Source organism: Blautia sp. AF14-40, assembly GCF_003479665.1.
Classification (GTDB): Bacteria; Bacillota; Clostridia; order Lachnospirales; family Lachnospiraceae; genus Fusicatenibacter; species Fusicatenibacter saccharivorans.
In genome coordinates this window covers 214760-232273 of sequence record NZ_QUHK01000001.1, presented here as the reverse complement: position 1 = coordinate 232273, position 17514 = coordinate 214760, and the positions used below count along the sequence as shown (strand labels likewise).

Below are 17514 nucleotides of genomic sequence, written 5' to 3'. Positions count from 1 at the left end.
AAGTATCCGTTTTCTTTTCGTCAGCCGTTTTTTCCCAGAAAATCACTTTACAGCTGCCGGCATGTGCCGGAAAGGGCTTCCTCCTCCGCTTTGGAATCCCCTCCCAAGCCATGCCGGTCTGCTTATTCTTTCACAGGATAAGCCTGTAAAATACGAATTACATCATTGGATCCATGCCAAGTGCCGGATGACCTTTCTCGGTCAGGAATGCAACCAGTGTCTCCGGATCTTCTGCGATGGTCTCATCACCGATCATATCGGTAAAGTTGTCGATACCGTACAGCTCTTTTGCTGTTTCATTCAGTTTCTCTGCAACCTGCTCTTTCAGCTCTTTCGGCATCCATACGATACGGGCAACACCGCCTTCTGCTTTCATAAACTTCTTGGAAGCGATAAAGTGTTTGCCGTGTCCCATGAATCCAGGAGTCTGAACACCGCCGCCTGTCATGGAAGCCAGCTCGGAGAAAGTCATTCCCAGAGGAGTCATGCCTGCGTACTCACGGTTTGCGATGCAGACACCGTTGGAGAACGGCTCGATACCACAGATACACTCGAAGCATCCGCAGGATGTCATTGGTTTTTCCATGATGGAGTACAGAGATACATCATCAAGAGCACCCTGGGAAAGTTTACGAACAGCCTCGTTAACATCCTCGTACTCACCGATTCTCTCATCGATTACTTTTTCTTTTGTGATAACCTGGCAAGGTCCGTTCGGATCCAGCTCGTTGGTAGCTTTTGCATCCAGCCATGAAACAGCACCGCAAAGTCCGAGACGCTCTGGTGTAACAACACATACATGGCTCGGGGAGAATGCCTGGCACATGATACAGCTGTAGTATACCGGTACGGATTCATCTGTCATGGTAGACAGACGCTCGTCACGTTTGTCGAATACCGGGATTGCAATTTCGTGGCGGATCTTGGTACAGTCTTCCGGATTGGTGTAGATCTTAACCTGGCATTTGTCAACAACAGCCTCGAACTCGTTCTTCACCTGTGCGTACAGAACTTCTCCGAAGTGTTTTGCACGGAAGCCTGCGTTGAAAGCTTCTTTGCTGACACGGATACGGATCATATCACGCTGTCCGGTATGCATCACACCTTCGATGCAGTTCAGGTAGCTGTGGAATTTACGCTCAAATACAGGCTCGAAATCCGGCTGCATGCTCTTTCCGGCAACCTCAACAACGTATGCAATGCTGTGCTTGGAACCTACTTCGAACTCGTCGATGTCCGGTCCGATCAGCTCGATCTTGTGATCTTCTACTTCGGAAGCATCTTTTGTCTGAACCAGCTCGCAGCAGTCTACGCGGGAACCGTCAAACTCAACCTGCATATCACCACGGCGGATGATTTCACCCTCGAATGCAGATGCGAATGCAACCGGGATATCAATGTTGGTGATTTTGATCTTGATATCGCGTGCTTCCAGAGAAGTTGCGTTGAATTTGGAAACGTCCTTCTGGATAATAAGGCTCTTCGGAATAGCCGGAACGTCTTTGTCATCGTTTGTGATAACCGGAAAGCCAAGTGCAATCGCACCAGCGCCGCATGCAACGATCACATCATCCAGAGGAGCAAAAGCATTTACGAATGCCGGTACACGGTCTTTGGTGTAGGTCATCAGTGCGCCTGCATCGCCTGCAGTTACGTTACCGAAGATCAGGGCTGCACGGATTGCTACGGATACAGCATGGATAACAGATGTTACGTCTTTTCCAAGCGGGATGACACGTACGTTTGCGCCGGTCTTGTATCCCAGTTCCTGACACTGATCAATGATTCCGCCAACCAGTGTTACAAGAATACCCTGTGCCTGATAGCTCTTAACCAGATCCACGCCTTCCTGTGCGGTCGGAGCGCTTCCAAGGATAACAGCTACGCCCGGGATATCGCCTGTTACAAGCGGCACACCAAGCTCACGGATGATGGCATCGCTTAAATGGCCGTAGCACGGCTCATCATATGGTTTTGCACCGTCGATGTATTTAATTGCCTCGATGAACTCTGCGCAGAGTGCAGTTGCAACACCGGACATAAATACATCATTCAGCTGATTTTCTCTTGTCATCAGAGATTTTACCACGCCAAGAGCCTCTTTCATCTCTTTTAAGTTGGTAACCTTTACTCCTGTTACAGCATAGTAACACGGAAGTGCGTAAGCAGTGTCCGGGAAGCTGACTGCTTTTTCCTCTCCGTTTGCTGCGATTGCGGCATCAACGGCAGCTTCGGTAAGACCGTATACTGCATCATTTCCGCCAAATACTCTCTCGAATAATGTCATGTGTTTTTCCTCCTATCACACTTTTTCCATGCCAGGCATGTTTGACTTATCGATTTTTGTTTTTATTTTCCGTATCTCTTCTACTGCAGCCGCGCTGTAATCATATGGAGACGAACCTTCCCTGTCCGCTTCCATAATTTCCGGGTTGTAGTGGACCATGCCCAGAAGATCCTCCGGGGGGATACGGTCCTGTATGAATGCCTCATCTTTTTCGTCGCGTACTTTGTTTGCCACGACATGAACCTGATGAACGCCAAGCTCTTCGGCCAGACGTTTGACATTCTTATAGGTCTGAATACTTCTTGCACCCGGCTCGATGACTACGATGAACATATCCATGCCCTCCGTCGTTCCTCTTCCCAGATGCTCAAGGCCTGCTTCCATGTCGAGGATGACAACATCCCCTCTGTGAAGGACCAGGCTGTTGATGATTCTCCGCAGCATCACATGCTCCGGGCAGACACAGCCGCTTCCGGCCGTCTCCACGGTGCCAAGCGTCAGGAGTTTGACTCCGTTGTACTCTTTGCTGTATTTATCGGGAATATCACTTACTCTCGGATTTATTTTGTAAAACCGGTTGTCTGCACTTGCCTCGGTGCGCTCTTCGATCAGTTTTCTCATTTTGGTAATCGGAACGATCGAATCGAGGATTTCTTCCGGAAATCCAAGCGCAAGGCCCAGATTGGCATCCGGATCGACATCTGCAGCCAGAACCGGATGGCCTTCTTCTGCATAAAGTCTTGCAAGGGTCGCTGCGATGGTTGTTTTTCCTACGCCACCCTTTCCAGTTACTGCTATTTTCATTTTACACCTTTTCACTTCAAAAAGGGCGGTCTCTTTTTACGTCAGGGACCGCCCTGTCCTTTTTATACGCCGAGTGCGGCACGTTTCTCTTCGATTCGTGCGAGCATTGCATCGCCCAGCTTGTCGATGTCTTTTTCTACTGTGTAAGCTGCCTCAACCCAGTCGCGGACACCGTTGGTCAGAAGTCCTGTTACCTCAGTGGATCCGGATACGTACGGCTCTACGCCAAGGTAAGTATCGATACCGGTTGCTACAACATAGTTTCCGATGGAAACTGCTTTCTCAGACATCCACTCCGGAGCACATCCGACAACCGGAAGCTGGGAAATATTGACATTACCGATTTTAGCAAGTTCTGCTACAAGAACCATCATACGGGAGATATCAACGCAGGATCCCATGTGGAGTACCGGCGGGATATCAGCCAGCTCGCAGACACGTTTCAGGCCTGCACCGCAGAGATCTTTAGCACGTTTGTCCATCAGACCTGCTCTTGCTGCTGCCTGTGCAGAGCATCCGGAAGCAACGATGATAACGTCGTGCGCGATCAGCTTCTTCATCAGCTCGATGTGAGCGGTGTCCGGACGGACTTTCGGGTTGTTGCATCCTACCATGGCAACTGCACCGCGGATAACGCCGGATGCCACACACTGCCACAGCGGCATCAGAGTTCCGGTCTGGTCAACCTGGGAATTGGTTACTTTATCCAGAGTCTTAATGATGGACTCAAAAGAGTATCCCACGGTTGCTTTCTGCTTCATATGCGGGATATGTACCAGCTCCGGTTTCCGGTTTTTAAAGTTTTCAATTGCCATTTTTACGATGGCTTTTGCATTCTCACCTGCTGTTTTTGCGTTGAAACGAATGTATTCTGCATCCGGCATCTGCGCAATCGGGCTGGTGGTAACGAATTTAGTATGGAAACATTTGCTTAAAGGTCCAAGGGCCGGGAAAATACACTGTACGTCAACAACGATGGCCTCGCAGGCACCGGTCAGTACCACGTTTTCCTGCTGCAGGAAGTTACCTGCCATCGGCACGCCGCGGCGCATTGCTACTTCATTGGAAGTACAGCAGACACCTGCTACGTTGATTCCCTTTGCTCCCATTTCTTTTGCATATGCGATCATCTCCGGATCGTCTGCGTATTCGCAGATCATCTCGGAAAGTGACGGATCATGGCCATGAACGATGATATTTACTTCATCTTCTTTCATAACACCAAGGTTTGCCTCGGTTTCGATCGGCTTTGGAGTTCCGAACAGTACGTCAGAGAACTCGGTACCCATCATGGAGCCGCCCCATCCATCGGAAAGTCCGGAACGAAGGGACTGGCGAACGAGTGCTTCCGGAAGGGAAGAACATCCCATATGGGTCATATGAAGAGAACATGCAACCTCACGGTCAATCGCACGCGGTGCGATTTCTTCTCTCTCCCAGATTTCCTGTGTATGCTGCGGAGCACGTTTCAGGAATCTCTGTGTTCCGAACGGTTTACCATACTCTAAAAGAGCCAGCTCGGACATCTCATGTGCCAGATCATAGATATCTTTTCCTTCTGTCTCTACGCCCCACTCTTTTGCAATACGGATCAGTTTCTCCGGATCTTTTACTTTGTAGTTTCCGTTTGGATCAGCCTCATGCAGTGTGTGGCAGATCTCACGGCCATGATCGGAATGTGTTGCGGAACCGCCTGCTGTAAAGCGCAGGAAGTTACGTCCTACAATACCGTGTACATCGCATCCGCAGATTCCTCTCGGTGCCTTTGGTGTAATACGGCAAGGTCCCATCGTACAGATACGGCAGCAGGTTCCCTGCTCACCGAATTTACAGTGCGGGGTCTGGTTTTTTACACGAAACTGCCATGCGTCAGCGCCAACCTTTGCACCATTTTCCAGGAGCTCATTCGTGGCCTGTTCGAATTCTTCTACGCTTGTTAATTTGAATTCGCTCATCTTGTCCTCCTCAAGATTGTATTTTAATATTTTTATGGTAAAAACATCCTCCCATGGGGGATATTTTACTTTTGAAATATCCCTCCGTCTGCAGCGTGTACAAAGCGGAGGGCAGATTCTCTGTTTTTATAAATCAAGGTTTTCTACGATTTTCTTTAATGCCGCGCGTACCGGAGAGTCTTCCGGCAGACGTACGGTTGGTTTTCCGTCACAGTCATATTCATAAACCTGATCATCGTGCGGAACAACGCCAAGGAGAGTTAATCCCTGTTTTTCAATTTCCTCACGGGTTCCCTCATTTAACACGCCATTCGGCGCACGGTTTACGATCAGTCCTACCTGCTTCGGCTTCATATCGCATTCTTTGATCAGCTCCGCGATTCTCGCAGCGGCCTGTACTCCTCTTCTTGAGCAGTCACTGACCAAAATAGCTGTATCCATTCCCGGAAGTATACCACGGCTGATATGCTCCATGCCTGCCTCGTTATCCACAACCATGAAGGGGTAATTCGGATACAGCTTTGCAAGCTGATTCTGCAGAAGTCCATTGACGAAGCAGTAGCAGCCTTTTCCCTGTGTTCTTCCCATCACAAGCAGGTCAAAATCATCTTCCTCAGTCAGAGCGCCTGCAAATTTAAATTCCGCATAATCTGCCTTGCTCATACCTGCCGGAATCGGGTTTTTGGATGCCATCTCTGCACGGGCAATCTCCTCCCGGATATCTCCAAGGGTAGCTTCTACTTCTACACCGAGTACCTCATTCAGGTTTGAGTTTGCGTCCGCATCAACTGCAAGAACAGGACCTTTTCCTGACTCGCAGAGATACTGGATCAGCAAGCCGCATAATGTTGTTTTTCCAACGCCGCCTTTTCCGGCGACAGCTATTACGTGTGCCATAAAAATCGGATGCCTCCCAAATTCAAGTAATTAATTCATTAAACCAGTGTGCAAAGGCCGGATCTGTCGATGATTTCAGATACGTCTTTCCATTTATTCAGTGCATACAGATGAATTCCATTGACACCGAGTGCACGGTATGCATCAATCTGTTTTACGGTATATTCGATACCCTCTTCTTTGAACTCTGCAACTTTCTTGTCGTAGAATACGTCGAACGGTTTGCCCTCTGCATCTTTTGCTGCAAATGGGTTCGGGAACAGCCAGTGTCTGGAGATCATTCTGGAAAGCTCTCTGTCCATCACACAGCCGTTTCTGGAAAGTGCCATGTTGATGGTAGCTGCCTGATCCAGGATCGGCATAACTCCAACGTCTACCGGCATGGTGATTCCTGCTTTACGGATTGCATCGAGCCAGTATTTGAACTGCTCCATATCCCAGCAGAGCTGTGTCATGATGTAGTCAGCTCCGTTGTCCTGTTTCTGTTTCAGAACTGCGATATCAGACTCCAGACTTCTGCAGGAGATGTGGCCTTCCGGTGAACCTGCAACAGCGATTTCAAATTTGTCGCCGTAGGTATCACGTACGAATTTTACAAGATCCGTAGCGTAGTCAAAGTCACCGCAGGTTGTGGTCTCGCCAAGCGGAATATCACCGCGCAGTGCCAGCATGTGGTCTACGCCGTCAGCCAGATACTGATCCAGCTGTTCTTTAATTCCTTCTTTTGTGTTTTTGATAACGGTGAAATGAGTAACCGGTGTGGTTCCGGCATTTTTGATCATCTGACATACTTCACGGTTTGCTCCGACGTTTCCGCCGCCTGCTCCGTATGTACAGGAAATGTAAGACGGGTTGTACTTCATCAGGTGGTCGATGGTACCCGGCAGATTCTGCAGTCCCTTCTCTGTCTTTGGCGGGAACAGCTCAAAAGACAGAAGGGTCTTGTTTTTCATCTCTTCTGAAAGTTTCATAATTCAATTTACCTCCGCTTTAATATAATATATTCCTATTCTAAGTCCCGGTTCGCCTGTTCTGTTTGTTCCGATTCGCAGACCCCGGGGTCTTAAAACCGCTTTTATAGAATAACTGGTTCCGTCAACCAATTATCATTCACAGTCCAGCTCTACGATGCTGTTTGCAAGATCTACCATTTTGATCTTACCCTGCAGTCTGATCTCTTCGCCCAGGATGTCGCGGATGAGAACGTATTCTCCATCGACATCGATGCGGCTTACATTTTTACAGACAACTGTGTTCTCCGGATTTTTGTATACCGTTGCAAGGCACATAGCTTACGCCTCCTCTACTTAACTTCTTTCAAATGCTCTTTTACAAGCGTCAGTGCAAGGGACAGGCGCATATTGCCTTTCTGGAAATCGGATACTCCCTCCCTGATCTGTTTTGCGGCGTCCGCCATTCCGGCTTTTTCCAGTTTGTCGGCCATCTCGTCGAGTTCTGCTGCGTGATGTTCATTGTGCTGCAGCATATAGGTTAAAAGGGCAAGATTCTCGTCCTTGCATTTTTCTTCGGAACCGCATGCATTGCAGGCATGTCCGCAGTCTTCTCCCTCGTGATGATGGTCATGGTGATGATGGTGCTCGTCGTGAGCTCCGTGCGGAATGGGATTTCCATTCTCGTCATATAATAAATGCATAATATGGCCTCCTCTGTCCCCGTTTTTCTGCTCTGCCGTCCGTTTCGTCCGCTTTTGTTTTCCTGAAACGTCCTGCAGATTGTACAGGGAATGATAAATAAATATCAATTCAAACTTATTATACTCTATTTCATGCACAAAATCAATACGGCCTCCACAAAATTTCTGTACAATTCGCCGTACAGGCCGTCCTGGCATCCTTCTTTTTTCTTGCGTGGCTTGTTATTTTTTTCATTTCCCGATTGTGTTAAACTTTTTTAATATATTTGGTCTGATTTCTTTAAATTTTCATGTTATACTAAACATAATTATGAGAGAAATACGGCAGAATCTTTTTTTGATTCAAGATACGGAGGGTTTTTATGGCACTTTCTATTCCAACCATCACATTGAACGACGGCAGAGCGATGCCGCTTCTGGGGCTTGGCACTTACAAATCGACAGAAAAAGAGGCAGAAAAAGCAATTGTCACCGCGGCAAAATACGGCTACCGTCTGATCGATACCGCCTCCTCCTATAAAAATGAGGACAGCATCGGCCGCGGGATCCGCGCAAGCGGGATTCCGCGGGAAAACTTTTTTATTACCACAAAGGTATGGAATACCGCGCAGCGGGTCGGTGATATCGAAGGTGCCTTCAACCGCAGCCTCGACCGTCTCCGTCTCGACTACGTTGATCTTTACCTGATTCACTGGCCGGTGCCGGGCTGCTACCCGGAGACATGGCGCGCACTCGAAAAAATCCGCGAATCCGGGCGTGCAAAATCGATCGGCGTCAGCAACTTCGAGGAGCCGCACCTTACCGCCCTCTTTGAATTTTCCGGCATCATCCCGGCCGTCAACCAGATCGAATGCCATCCGCTCTGGAACCGGAAACCGCTCATCGCTTTCTGCCGTTCACATGGAATCGCCGTTCAAGCGTATGCGCCGCTCGCAAGAGGTCTTTATCTGAACCGTGAGATTATGCAGCAGCTGGCAGAAAAGTATGTACGCACTGAAGCGCAGATCGGCCTCCGCTACCTCGTCCAGCAGGGCATCAGTGTCATCCCGAAATCGACACAGCCGGACCGCATTTTTGCCAACGCGGATGTCTTCGACTTCGAACTTTCTGAAGCCGACATGGCGCTCATCGACACGATGGACGAACAGCTCCGCTCCGCTTCCATACCGGATGACCTGCTGTAACTGCGGATTCACAGAAAAAGCAGCACAGAAAATCTGTTTCTTTCCGTTTCAGATTTCTGTGCTGCTTTTTCTGTTTCTCTTTATTTCGAGGATACCATCCAGTCTGCTGCAGGTGCAGATCCAGTCCCCCATTGCTTCGGCTTCTTCTAAATCATGCGTGACCAGAAGTATCGTTTTTTCTTTTCCTTTTCTGCGGATATAGTTCATCGTTTTCTTTTTCGTCCCCGCATCCAGTCCCCGGAACGGCTCATCCAAAAGGAGGAAATCTGCGTCCATGCGCATGGCCCGCAGAACCGCCACCCGCTGGCGCATGCCGCCCGACAGTTCCGATACAGCCTGGTTTTCACAGCCCGAAAGGCCGAGTTCCTCCATCTCCTCCACAAGATGACGGAAGCTTCTTTTTTCTTTTCCAAACATGCGGCGCCTTACCGAGAGCTGGATATTGGCTGCAGCTGTCAGTTCTTCTGCCAGCCGCGGTTCCTGAAAAACCATACTTTTTCTTAAGGCTTCCAGTCCCCCGATTTTTCCGCCGTCCGCCTGCTCCAGGCCTGCCAGAATCCGCAGCAGGGTTGTCTTTCCCGCCCCGGAAGGAGCCATCAGACAGGTCACTGCTCCTTTTTTCAGTTCCATCGTAAGATTCGAAAAAATAACGTGTTCTCCATACGCTTTTTTCAGATGGCAGATTTCAATCGTATCTTCTCTCATTTCATCACCAGCATTCTTTTTTCCGCAAGATCCATTCCTTTTAAAACAGCTTTTTCGAGACAGAAGCTGACGTACACGATCGCTGCCGTCCAGGCAAAGAGTCCCGGTGTGTCGAGATATATTTTTGCCTGATACAGATGCTCTCCGATGGATCGGTTCGGAATGCCGATTACTTCTGCTGCCGTTCCGGCCTTCCAGCAAAGGCCGAGGGAAAGTGAACATCCCGTCCGGATATATGGGTACAGCTGCGGCAGGATCACCCAGCGCAGCCGCACCGGCCGCGGAACCTGAAAAACGTCTGTCATCTCCAAAAGCGCTGTGTCCAGTTCCCGCAGGCCGTTCCGCGTGTTTGTATACAGGATCGGAAATACCATCAGAAACGAAATCACAACCGAAAGATTCTTCGACGAAACCCATATCAGGATCAGAATCACAAAAGAAGCGACCGGCACTGCTTTCACTGCTGCAACCAGCGGCGTCAGGAGTTCTTCTGCAATGGAAAACCGACCGGCAAGTGCAGCTCCTGCAATTCCCGCCGCCGCACCAAGAAGGAATCCGGCTCCGATGCGTGCTCCGGAAAACAGCAGGGACTGCCAGAAGAACGGTTCTGTTACAAGCGTAAAAAGGCGTTTCAAAACAGCGGCAGGAGATGCCAGAAGGATCTCCTGCCCGACAAAAACACTTGCCGCCTGCCAGATCATAAGCCAGAACACGATCGGCCAGCGCTTCGTTTTTCTCTGTTTCTCTTTTTTGTCTTTATTCGGAATAATAGAAGTCATCTCCTGGAAGTTCTCCTCCGACTGCCTCCGGGTTCTGGTCTTTGAGTACACCGAGATAACCGGAAAGCTTCTCTTTCATCTCATCACCGGTGATGCAGACAATGTTGCACGCCGGAAGCGCTTTCTTTGCGACTGCCTCCGGAACAATGTCATAATCCCCGATCAGTTTTGCCGCCTCATCCGTGTTTTCGGTTACGTAGGATACGGATGCCTGGTAAGCTTCCATGAAGTCTGCAACTGCTTCCGGATGCTCCTTGGCAAAGGCAGTGCGCACAACGGTAACACCTGTCACCAGTGTGCTCACTGTTCCTTCGGACTCCTGGATTTTGTTCCATTCTTCGGTCAGGTCAAGTGCGGTGCGCAGCGTTTCTTTTTTCGTCTGTGCCGTCGTTACAAACGGCTGCGGCAGCATGGCGATTCCATCGGCATCTTCTGCAAGTGCTGCCACGCACTCGGCGTGTTCGCTCTTCCACTCGATCGTTACGTCCTCACCCGGTACGAGGCCGTTCTTTTCGAGGATATAATTCAAAGCATACTCCGGAGTTGCACCTTTGCCGCCCGCATAAATGGTTCTGCCTTTCAGATCCGCAATGGAATGTACGGTATCGCCGTCCTCGACGATATAAAGGACACCGAGCGTATTGACTGCGAGCACCTGCACGCCGCCGTTTGTCTTGTTGTAGAGTACGCTTGCAAGGTTCGCAGGAACCGCGGCGATATCCACCTCTCCCTGTACCAGTTTTGCGCTGACCTCATCCGGGGCAGCGGCAAGTTCAAACGTGTCCGCAGGTGACTCTTTGCTGTCGTTATCGCTCATCATTTTTACCATTCCCATGCTGGTCGGTCCTTTTAATGCAAGCACATGGACCAGTGTCTCATCTTCTGTTTCCGATGCCACTGTGCTGCTCTCTGTCTGCGTACTTTCTGATACTGTACTTTCTGATCCTGTGCTTTTTGTCCCGCTGCTCTCCGACTTTGTCTCTGTCTGGCCGCATCCTGCAAACAGAAGTACCATTGCAAGAATCGCTGCCGCAAAGCCCATCTTTCTTTTCTTTTTCACTTTTTTCTCCACCTTGCTGTTCTTTTTAGTCTACCAGCTTGTCCAGTTCTTTTACATATTCTGTCTGGCTGGAAATCTTGTGTTTTGCCTGCGCCGCATATTTGTTGACTGCCGCCTGCGACTTTTTGATTGACTGCATCGTGCCGGCTCCTGCCACGCATCCGCCCGGACAGGCCATGCCTTCGAGAAGATAACCGTTGTACTTTCCGGCCTTTGCCATTGTCAGCAGTTTCCGGCATTCCTTCAGACCTTCTGCATTTGCCATCTTGATTTCGCGGTCCGGGTATTTTTCACGGATTACATTTTCCACAGATTTTGCAACGCCGCCGGAGACAGCAAAGTTTCTTCCGTCCACCGATGCATCGCTGACGCCGTCCGGATCTTCCTCAAGTGCACTCACATCTACCTGGCGCGCATCGAAAATGCCCGACATCTCTTCAAACGTCAGAACGAAGTCCACCTCACTGCGGACAGACCGGCGCATGGCCTCCAGTTTTTTCGCCGCACACGGTCCGACAAAGACAACCTTCGCATTCGGATTGTGTTTCTTGATCAGACGCGCCGTCAGCGTCATCGGGGTCAGTGCCATCGAGATACAGTTAGCGTAATCCGGGAACAGTATCTTCGCCATTACAGACCAGGCCGGACAGCAGGATGTCGCCATAAACGGCAGTTTCTCCGGAACTTCGTTCACAAAATCCTCTGCCTCCTGTGCCGCACAGAGATCCGCTCCGATCGCAACTTCAAAGACATCCGCAAAGCCGAGCTTTTTCATCGCCGCACGCAGTTTTCCAGGCGTTACTTTCGGTCCGAACTGGCCGACAAACGCCGGTGCCAGCGCTGCATAGACGCGCTCTCCCGACTGGATCGCACGGATTACCTGGAAGATCTGGGATTTGTCCGAAATAGCGCCGAACGGGCAGTTGACGAGACACTGGCCGCAGGATACACATTTCTCGTAATCGATATCCGCTTTTCCGTTCTCATCTGAACCGATGGCATCCATTCCGCAGGCTCTCGCACACGGACGCTCCTGAATGATAATAGCCTGGTATCCGCATACCTTGGCACACTGACCACATTTGACGCATTTATCCTGATCAATATAGGATCGTCCATTGGTGCGGTCCAGCGTAATGGCCTTTTTCGGACAGACTTCCACGCACGGATGTGCAAGACATCCCTGACATCCCTCCGTGATCAGAACCCGTTTTTCATGACAGGCGTTGCATGCAAATTTGATGACATTAATGAGCGGCGGTGTATAATACGTCTCCGCCTGGTCCGCCAGTTTGATATTGTCCGAGATCGGGGCGTGCTCTGCCGCGCTTCTGCACGGAAGTCCCATTGCAAGGCGAAGCCGCTCTCCTACAATCGCCCGCTCCAGAAACACATCATTTCTAAAATTTCCGACCTCACCGGGAATTACACGGTAAGGAATTTCCTCGATCGTCTTTTCCACCGGGGAGTCCACGTCATACGCCATTTTTGCAACTTCCGTAAAAATGGCATGGCGGATTTCCTGAATTCTTGTTTCTACTCCTCTCATTCTTTCTTCCTCCTGCTGTATTTTCCTCCGCATCTTTTCAGTTAAAATTATTCCGCTTTCTATTACTATACTTGATTTCGAAAGTATTGTCATCTTTTTCCCGTATTTTTGCTGAAAAATTTCGGTCTGCACAAAAAAAAGAACCTGCCGTCTCTGTATCATTTCACAGAAGTGACAGGTTTCTTATTTTTACCGCTCCCAGAGATCCGGGGCGAGTTCGTCTTTTTTCATACGCTGCATCAGTTCATCCACAGCCTGTTTCGGGTTTTTGTTTTCAAACAGAACCTGATTGACTGCCTGAATGATCGGCGTTTCGATTCCGAATTTTTCTGACAAGGTAAGCCCCGCTTTTGCGGAATAGACACCTTCAACAATCATTTGAACCTCATCCATCGCCTGCTGCATTGTTCTTCCCTGGCCGATCAGATATCCTGCTTTCCTGTTCCGGCTGTGTACGGACGCACACGTTACAATCAGGTCACCGATGCCGGAAAGGCCATAGAAGGTTTCCGCATGGGCACCCATCGCCGTGCCGAGCCGTGCAATTTCCGCGATCCCGCGGGTAATCAGAGCCGCTTTCGTATTGTCGCCGTAGCCAAGACCATCCGCCGTTCCGGCTGCCAGTGCGATGACATTTTTCAGAGCTCCGCCAAGTTCAATTCCCGTGATGTCCGGGCTTGTGTAAACGCGGAAGACCGGACTCATGAACACATTCTGCACATACAGTGCGCTCTCGCGGTCATGCGCGCCGACAACGATCGTGGTCGGCAGGCCGCGGCCGACTTCCTCTGCGTGGCTCGGTCCGGAGAGAACAACGACATTCGCTCCCGGCACTTCCTCCTCGATGATCTGAGACATCGTCATCAGGGTATCGGCTTCCACGCCTTTTGCCACATTGACGATGAGCTGGCCGTCCGGAATATCCGCCGCATACTTTTTACATGTGGTTCGCACGTACGGGGATGCTTTTGCCATCACAAGGATGTCCTGTCCGGAAAGGGAGCCGCGCACATCGCAGGTGAACTTCATTTCATCCGGCAGTCTTACGCCCGGAAGCTTCGTTAGATGCTCTCTGTGTTCCTTTAAGCTCTCAATTTCCTTTTCATTTTCCGAGCAGATCGTCACGTCATGCCCGTTGTTGCAGAGCAGGAGGCCGAGGGCGGTTCCCCAGCTTCCTGCTCCGATGATGCTAATCTTTGCCATATTTTATTTCTCCGACTTTTTGGATAAATACGTTTTCCGCTCTGTTCCCGCGATGAGACGCTTGATGTTTGCACGGTGCTCCCAGAAGGCAAGCACGGCAAGAAGTGCGATCACCACGTACATCTCATAAAGATACGGCGGTTCCAGCGCAAAGCAGCCCGCCTGTCCCATGATAACGGCCATTGCAAAAAAGACAACGTAAACCATCATGGAACCGAGGGAAACATAGTGTGTTACTGCAAGATTCAGGAAAAACAGCGCTGCACAGACCAGCGTGATTCTCCAGTCAAATGAGATAATCAGACCCGCGGTCGCAGCGATTCCTTTTCCGCCGCGGAAGCCTAAGTAAAACGGGAAGTTGTGGCCGAGAATCGTTCCGGCCGCAGCATACACCGTCAGCAGTTTCAGTATTTCCGGGTGCGATGCACCGAAGATCAGCCGTACCGTCAGGACCGCCAGAATGCATTTGATGCAGTCGCCGGCAAGCGTGATGGCGCCTGCTTTTTTCCCTAAAGTCCGGAGCGCGTTGGTCGTTCCTGCGTTTCCGCTGCCGTGTTCCCGGATATCAATTCCCTTCGTCCTTCCATAAATATATGAGGTCTGAAAAAGGCCAAATGCGTATCCGATCAAAAGGCATATGATCCGTACCATAACTCTTTACTGCTCCTTCTCTTTTCGTTCTCTGATGATGAATTTCAGCGGTGTGCCGCGGAAGCCGAACGACTCTCTGATTTTATTCTCCAGATATCGAACATAGGAGAAATGCATCAGTTCTTTGTCGTTGACGAAAATAACAAATGTCGGCGGTTTGACCGAAACCTGTGTCATGTAGTAGATTTTCAGTCGTTTTCCACGGTCTGACGGCGGCTGCTGCATTGCCATTGCCTCGGTCAGAATCTCGTTCAGGACACCGGTCTGTACGCGCAGGTTCTGGTACTGCAGAACCATGTCGATCGTCTCGAACAGCTTCGGAAGACGCTGTCCTGTCTTCGCAGAGATGAAAAGAAGCTCTGCATACGGCATGTAAGCCAATGTATTTCTTACTTTTTCGGTAAAGCGGTAGATCGTCTTGTCATCTTTTTCCAAGGCATCCCATTTATTTACCGCAATGATCATACCTTTTCCACGCTCATGGGCGATACCGGCAATTTTGGCATCCTGCTCGGTGACACCCTCGGTTGCATTGATCAGAAGAACGACGACATCTGCGCGCTCTACGGCAGATACTGTACGGATGATGCTGTACCGCTCCAGCTCCTCTTTGATCTTGTTTTTCTTTCGAAGACCTGCGGTATCGATGAAAATATATTCATTTCCATTGTGCATGATCGTGGTATCGATCGCATCGCGCGTCGTTCCGGCGATATCGGATACGATGACACGGTTCGAGCCCAGCAGTTTGTTGACCAGGGAGGATTTTCCGACGTTCGGTTTTCCGACAATGGCGATGCGCGGAATCTCGCTCTCCTCCTCGTTTTCCATCTCCGGATCAAAGTATCCTGTCACCTCATCGAGCATATCGCCGATGCCGAGCTTTCCGGATGCGGAAATGGCGTGCGGCTCTCCGATGCCGAGGTTATAGAATTCATAAACATCCATCATCTGACGGTCGAAGTTGTCGACTTTGTTGACCACCAGCACAACCGGCTTGCGGCTTCTTCTGAGCATATCAGCTACTTTTGCATCGGCATCTACAAGGCCCTGACGGACGTCAGTGATGAAGATGATGACATTTGCGGTATCAATGGCGATCTGCGCCTGGTCTCTCATCTGGGAGAGAATGATATCTTTGGATTCCGGCTCAATACCGCCGGTGTCTACCAGCGTAAATTTGTGGTTCAGCCACTCCACGTCGGCATAAATACGGTCACGGGTTACACCCGGTGTGTCTTTTACAATCGAAATATTGTCTCCGGCTAATACATTAAACAGGGTGGATTTACCCACGTTCGGCCGGCCCACAATTGCTACAATCGGCTTGCTCATACATTGTTCTCCTTCTGTGTATCGTCTCCTGGTTTTCCTCCACAACGGCTTTCACCAGGTCGCTGCCCGGCTCATCGATAATCTGTACCGGTGTTTTCAGGCGCTCTTCCACCTCTTCCACCGTCACATCGTCGAGAAAGACGTTTTTTCCCGAACGGAGCATGTTGCACGGAAGCAGCAGGCAGTCGCCAAGATCTCTTCCCTCTAACTGCTCCATCAGATCCTTTCCGGTAATCAGACCGGATACGGTAATGGATTCTCCAAAGAAATAGTTGATAATCGTGATAACCTCCGCCTGTACATTCGGATATTTTTCACGAATTTTCTGCATGTGTTTTTCCAACGACGGCGCCGCAGCTTTTCCGGTCGCAATCGTTACATGGCGGTGACGGTCGTCCCCTTCTCGTTTCGAAAGTTCTTCCGCAACCTCGTCCTCCAGAAGCCGGAGCATTCCCACTCCGTTTTCCAGCTGGATATAGCCATCGTAATTTTCCTCCTCCGGGATCGGCTCTCCCGCCAGCAGATACCATTCATCACCAGCATGGATAAAGTGAAGTCCCCACTGTTCATACAGCTTTTTCTGCCATTTGTGAATCGTGGCAAGAACTTCTTTTGCATCCTCCCTGGTAAACGGTTCCAGAGGCGCCAGTCCGTCGCGGTATTTCGAAAGTCCGACCGGGACAACCGAAACACTTTTCAGATGCGGCAGATATTTTGACAGATCCGAAATACTGCGCTCCAGCTCTGCGCCGTCGTTGTATCCCTTGCAGAGCACAATCTGTCCATTCATCTCGATTCCCGCCTCGTAAAGGCGCTGGACCTTCGGAAAGATATTGCCCGCAAAACGGTTGTGCAGCATTTTGCAGCGGAGCTCCGGGTTCGTTGTCTGGAACGAAATATTGATCGGTGCCAGATGGTAGCGGATAATCCGGTCGATATCGTGGTCGCTCATGTTGGTCAGTGTAATATAGTTTCCCTGCAGGAAGGACAGACGCGAATCGTCATCCTTAAAATACAAGGTGGGACGCATTCCCGGCGGCATCTGATCGATGAAGCAGAAAATGCAGTTGTTGCTGCAGGAACGGTACTGATCCATGAACTCGTTCTCGAATGTGATGCCGATTTCCTCGTCATACTCTTTTTCAATCTCCAGATCCCATTCTTCCCCGTTTTTCTTCCGGATCGTGAGTTCCAGATAGGAGTCGTTGGTCTGGAAATGGTAATCAAAAACGTCCTCGATTTCTTCCCCGTTGACACGAAGCAGTTCGTCTCCCGGTTCCAGTTCAAGCTCTTCGGCAATACTGCCCGGTTCTATTTTCTTTATGATGTGTTTCGTTTTGTTTTTCACAGATATTATGTTATGGCCTTTCCTTTTCCTTCATTTTCTGTCCGAAAGGCAGCAGAACTCTGCATAGCCAGCGGACATTCATTCATTATAATAACAACAACCT

At 49.9% G+C, this 17514-nt stretch carries 16 protein-coding genes; 1 reads left to right on the top strand and 15 read right to left on the bottom strand.

Features of this window, described 5'->3' with window-relative positions:
• Positions 1 to 157 precede the first annotated feature (157 nt).
• The 7 genes from acsB to DWW13_RS01110 all read right to left on the bottom strand — a co-directional run bounded on the left by acsB (position 158) and on the right by DWW13_RS01110 (position 7597).
• Entirely contained in the window at positions 158 to 2287 is a 2130-nt protein-coding gene (gene acsB / locus DWW13_RS01140) for an acetyl-CoA decarbonylase/synthase complex subunit alpha/beta (RefSeq protein WP_022462427.1), read from the bottom strand.
• Positions 2288 to 2302: 15 nt separating this feature from the next.
• Positions 2303 to 3091 carry an ATP-binding protein gene (locus DWW13_RS01135; RefSeq protein ID WP_022462428.1) on the bottom strand — a complete coding sequence of 263 codons (789 nt, stop codon included), beginning with the start codon at positions 3089 to 3091 and terminating at the stop codon, positions 2303 to 2305.
• A gap of 62 nt (positions 3092 to 3153) precedes the next feature.
• On the bottom strand, positions 3154 to 5046 hold the full coding sequence (gene cooS / locus DWW13_RS01130) for an anaerobic carbon-monoxide dehydrogenase catalytic subunit (protein ID WP_117760360.1): 1893 nt from the start codon (positions 5044 to 5046) through the stop codon (positions 3154 to 3156).
• Positions 5047 to 5172: 126 nt separating this feature from the next.
• Positions 5173 to 5943 carry an ATP-binding protein gene (locus DWW13_RS01125; RefSeq protein WP_022462430.1) on the bottom strand — a complete coding sequence of 257 codons (771 nt, stop codon included), beginning with the start codon at positions 5941 to 5943 and terminating at the stop codon, positions 5173 to 5175.
• A 38-nt stretch (positions 5944 to 5981) separates the two neighbouring features.
• Positions 5982 to 6914, bottom strand: a complete 933-nt coding sequence (locus tag DWW13_RS01120) for a methylenetetrahydrofolate reductase (RefSeq protein WP_022462431.1) — start codon at positions 6912 to 6914, stop codon at positions 5982 to 5984.
• A gap of 135 nt (positions 6915 to 7049) precedes the next feature.
• Positions 7050 to 7232, bottom strand: a complete 183-nt coding sequence (locus DWW13_RS01115; protein ID WP_117509049.1) for a CooT family nickel-binding protein — start codon at positions 7230 to 7232, stop codon at positions 7050 to 7052.
• 14 nt (positions 7233 to 7246) lie between these two features.
• Complete coding sequence (locus DWW13_RS01110; RefSeq protein WP_055218122.1) at positions 7247 to 7597, bottom strand: hypothetical protein; 351 nt, start codon at positions 7595 to 7597, stop codon at positions 7247 to 7249.
• A 362-nt stretch (positions 7598 to 7959) separates the two neighbouring features.
• Here DWW13_RS01110 and DWW13_RS01105 point away from each other — a divergent pair, with 362 nt between their 5' ends.
• On the top strand, positions 7960 to 8781 hold the full coding sequence (locus tag DWW13_RS01105) for an aldo/keto reductase (RefSeq protein WP_055218124.1): 822 nt from the start codon (positions 7960 to 7962) through the stop codon (positions 8779 to 8781).
• Positions 8782 to 8829: 48 nt separating this feature from the next.
• On the opposite strand, the gene DWW13_RS01100 is transcribed toward DWW13_RS01105, so the two are convergent.
• The 8 genes from DWW13_RS01100 to DWW13_RS01065 form a co-directional block, all read right to left on the bottom strand.
• Positions 8830 to 9486, bottom strand: coding sequence for an ATP-binding cassette domain-containing protein (locus DWW13_RS01100; protein ID WP_117760361.1), 657 nt, complete (start codon positions 9484 to 9486; stop codon positions 8830 to 8832).
• Positions 9483 to 10265: an ABC transporter permease gene (locus tag DWW13_RS01095; protein WP_117760362.1), complete on the bottom strand. Its 783-nt coding sequence runs from the start codon at positions 10263 to 10265 to the stop codon at positions 9483 to 9485. Before DWW13_RS01095 ends, DWW13_RS01100 begins: the two co-directional genes overlap by 4 nt.
• Positions 10243 to 11325, bottom strand: a complete 1083-nt coding sequence (locus DWW13_RS01090; RefSeq protein ID WP_226906312.1) for an ABC transporter substrate-binding protein — start codon at positions 11323 to 11325, stop codon at positions 10243 to 10245. The genes DWW13_RS01095 and DWW13_RS01090 overlap by 23 nt, the downstream gene beginning before the upstream one ends.
• A 25-nt stretch (positions 11326 to 11350) precedes the next feature.
• A complete protein-coding gene (locus DWW13_RS01085) occupies positions 11351 to 12874 on the bottom strand; it encodes a 4Fe-4S dicluster domain-containing protein (protein WP_118718996.1) in 1524 nt (507 codons plus the stop codon).
• A 189-nt stretch (positions 12875 to 13063) separates the two neighbouring features.
• Positions 13064 to 14077: an NAD(P)H-dependent glycerol-3-phosphate dehydrogenase gene (locus DWW13_RS01080; RefSeq protein ID WP_117760363.1), complete on the bottom strand. Its 1014-nt coding sequence runs from the start codon at positions 14075 to 14077 to the stop codon at positions 13064 to 13066.
• Between the two features lie 3 nt (positions 14078 to 14080).
• Entirely contained in the window at positions 14081 to 14728 is a 648-nt protein-coding gene (gene plsY / locus DWW13_RS01075) for a glycerol-3-phosphate 1-O-acyltransferase PlsY (protein ID WP_117760364.1), read from the bottom strand.
• Positions 14729 to 14734: 6 nt separating this feature from the next.
• Positions 14735 to 16063, bottom strand: coding sequence for a ribosome biogenesis GTPase Der (der, locus tag DWW13_RS01070; protein WP_117760365.1), 1329 nt, complete (start codon positions 16061 to 16063; stop codon positions 14735 to 14737).
• On the bottom strand, positions 16017 to 17411 hold the full coding sequence (locus tag DWW13_RS01065; protein WP_117760366.1) for a DUF512 domain-containing protein: 1395 nt from the start codon (positions 17409 to 17411) through the stop codon (positions 16017 to 16019). Before DWW13_RS01065 ends, der begins: the two co-directional genes overlap by 47 nt.
• Positions 17412 to 17514: the final 103 nt, after the last annotated feature.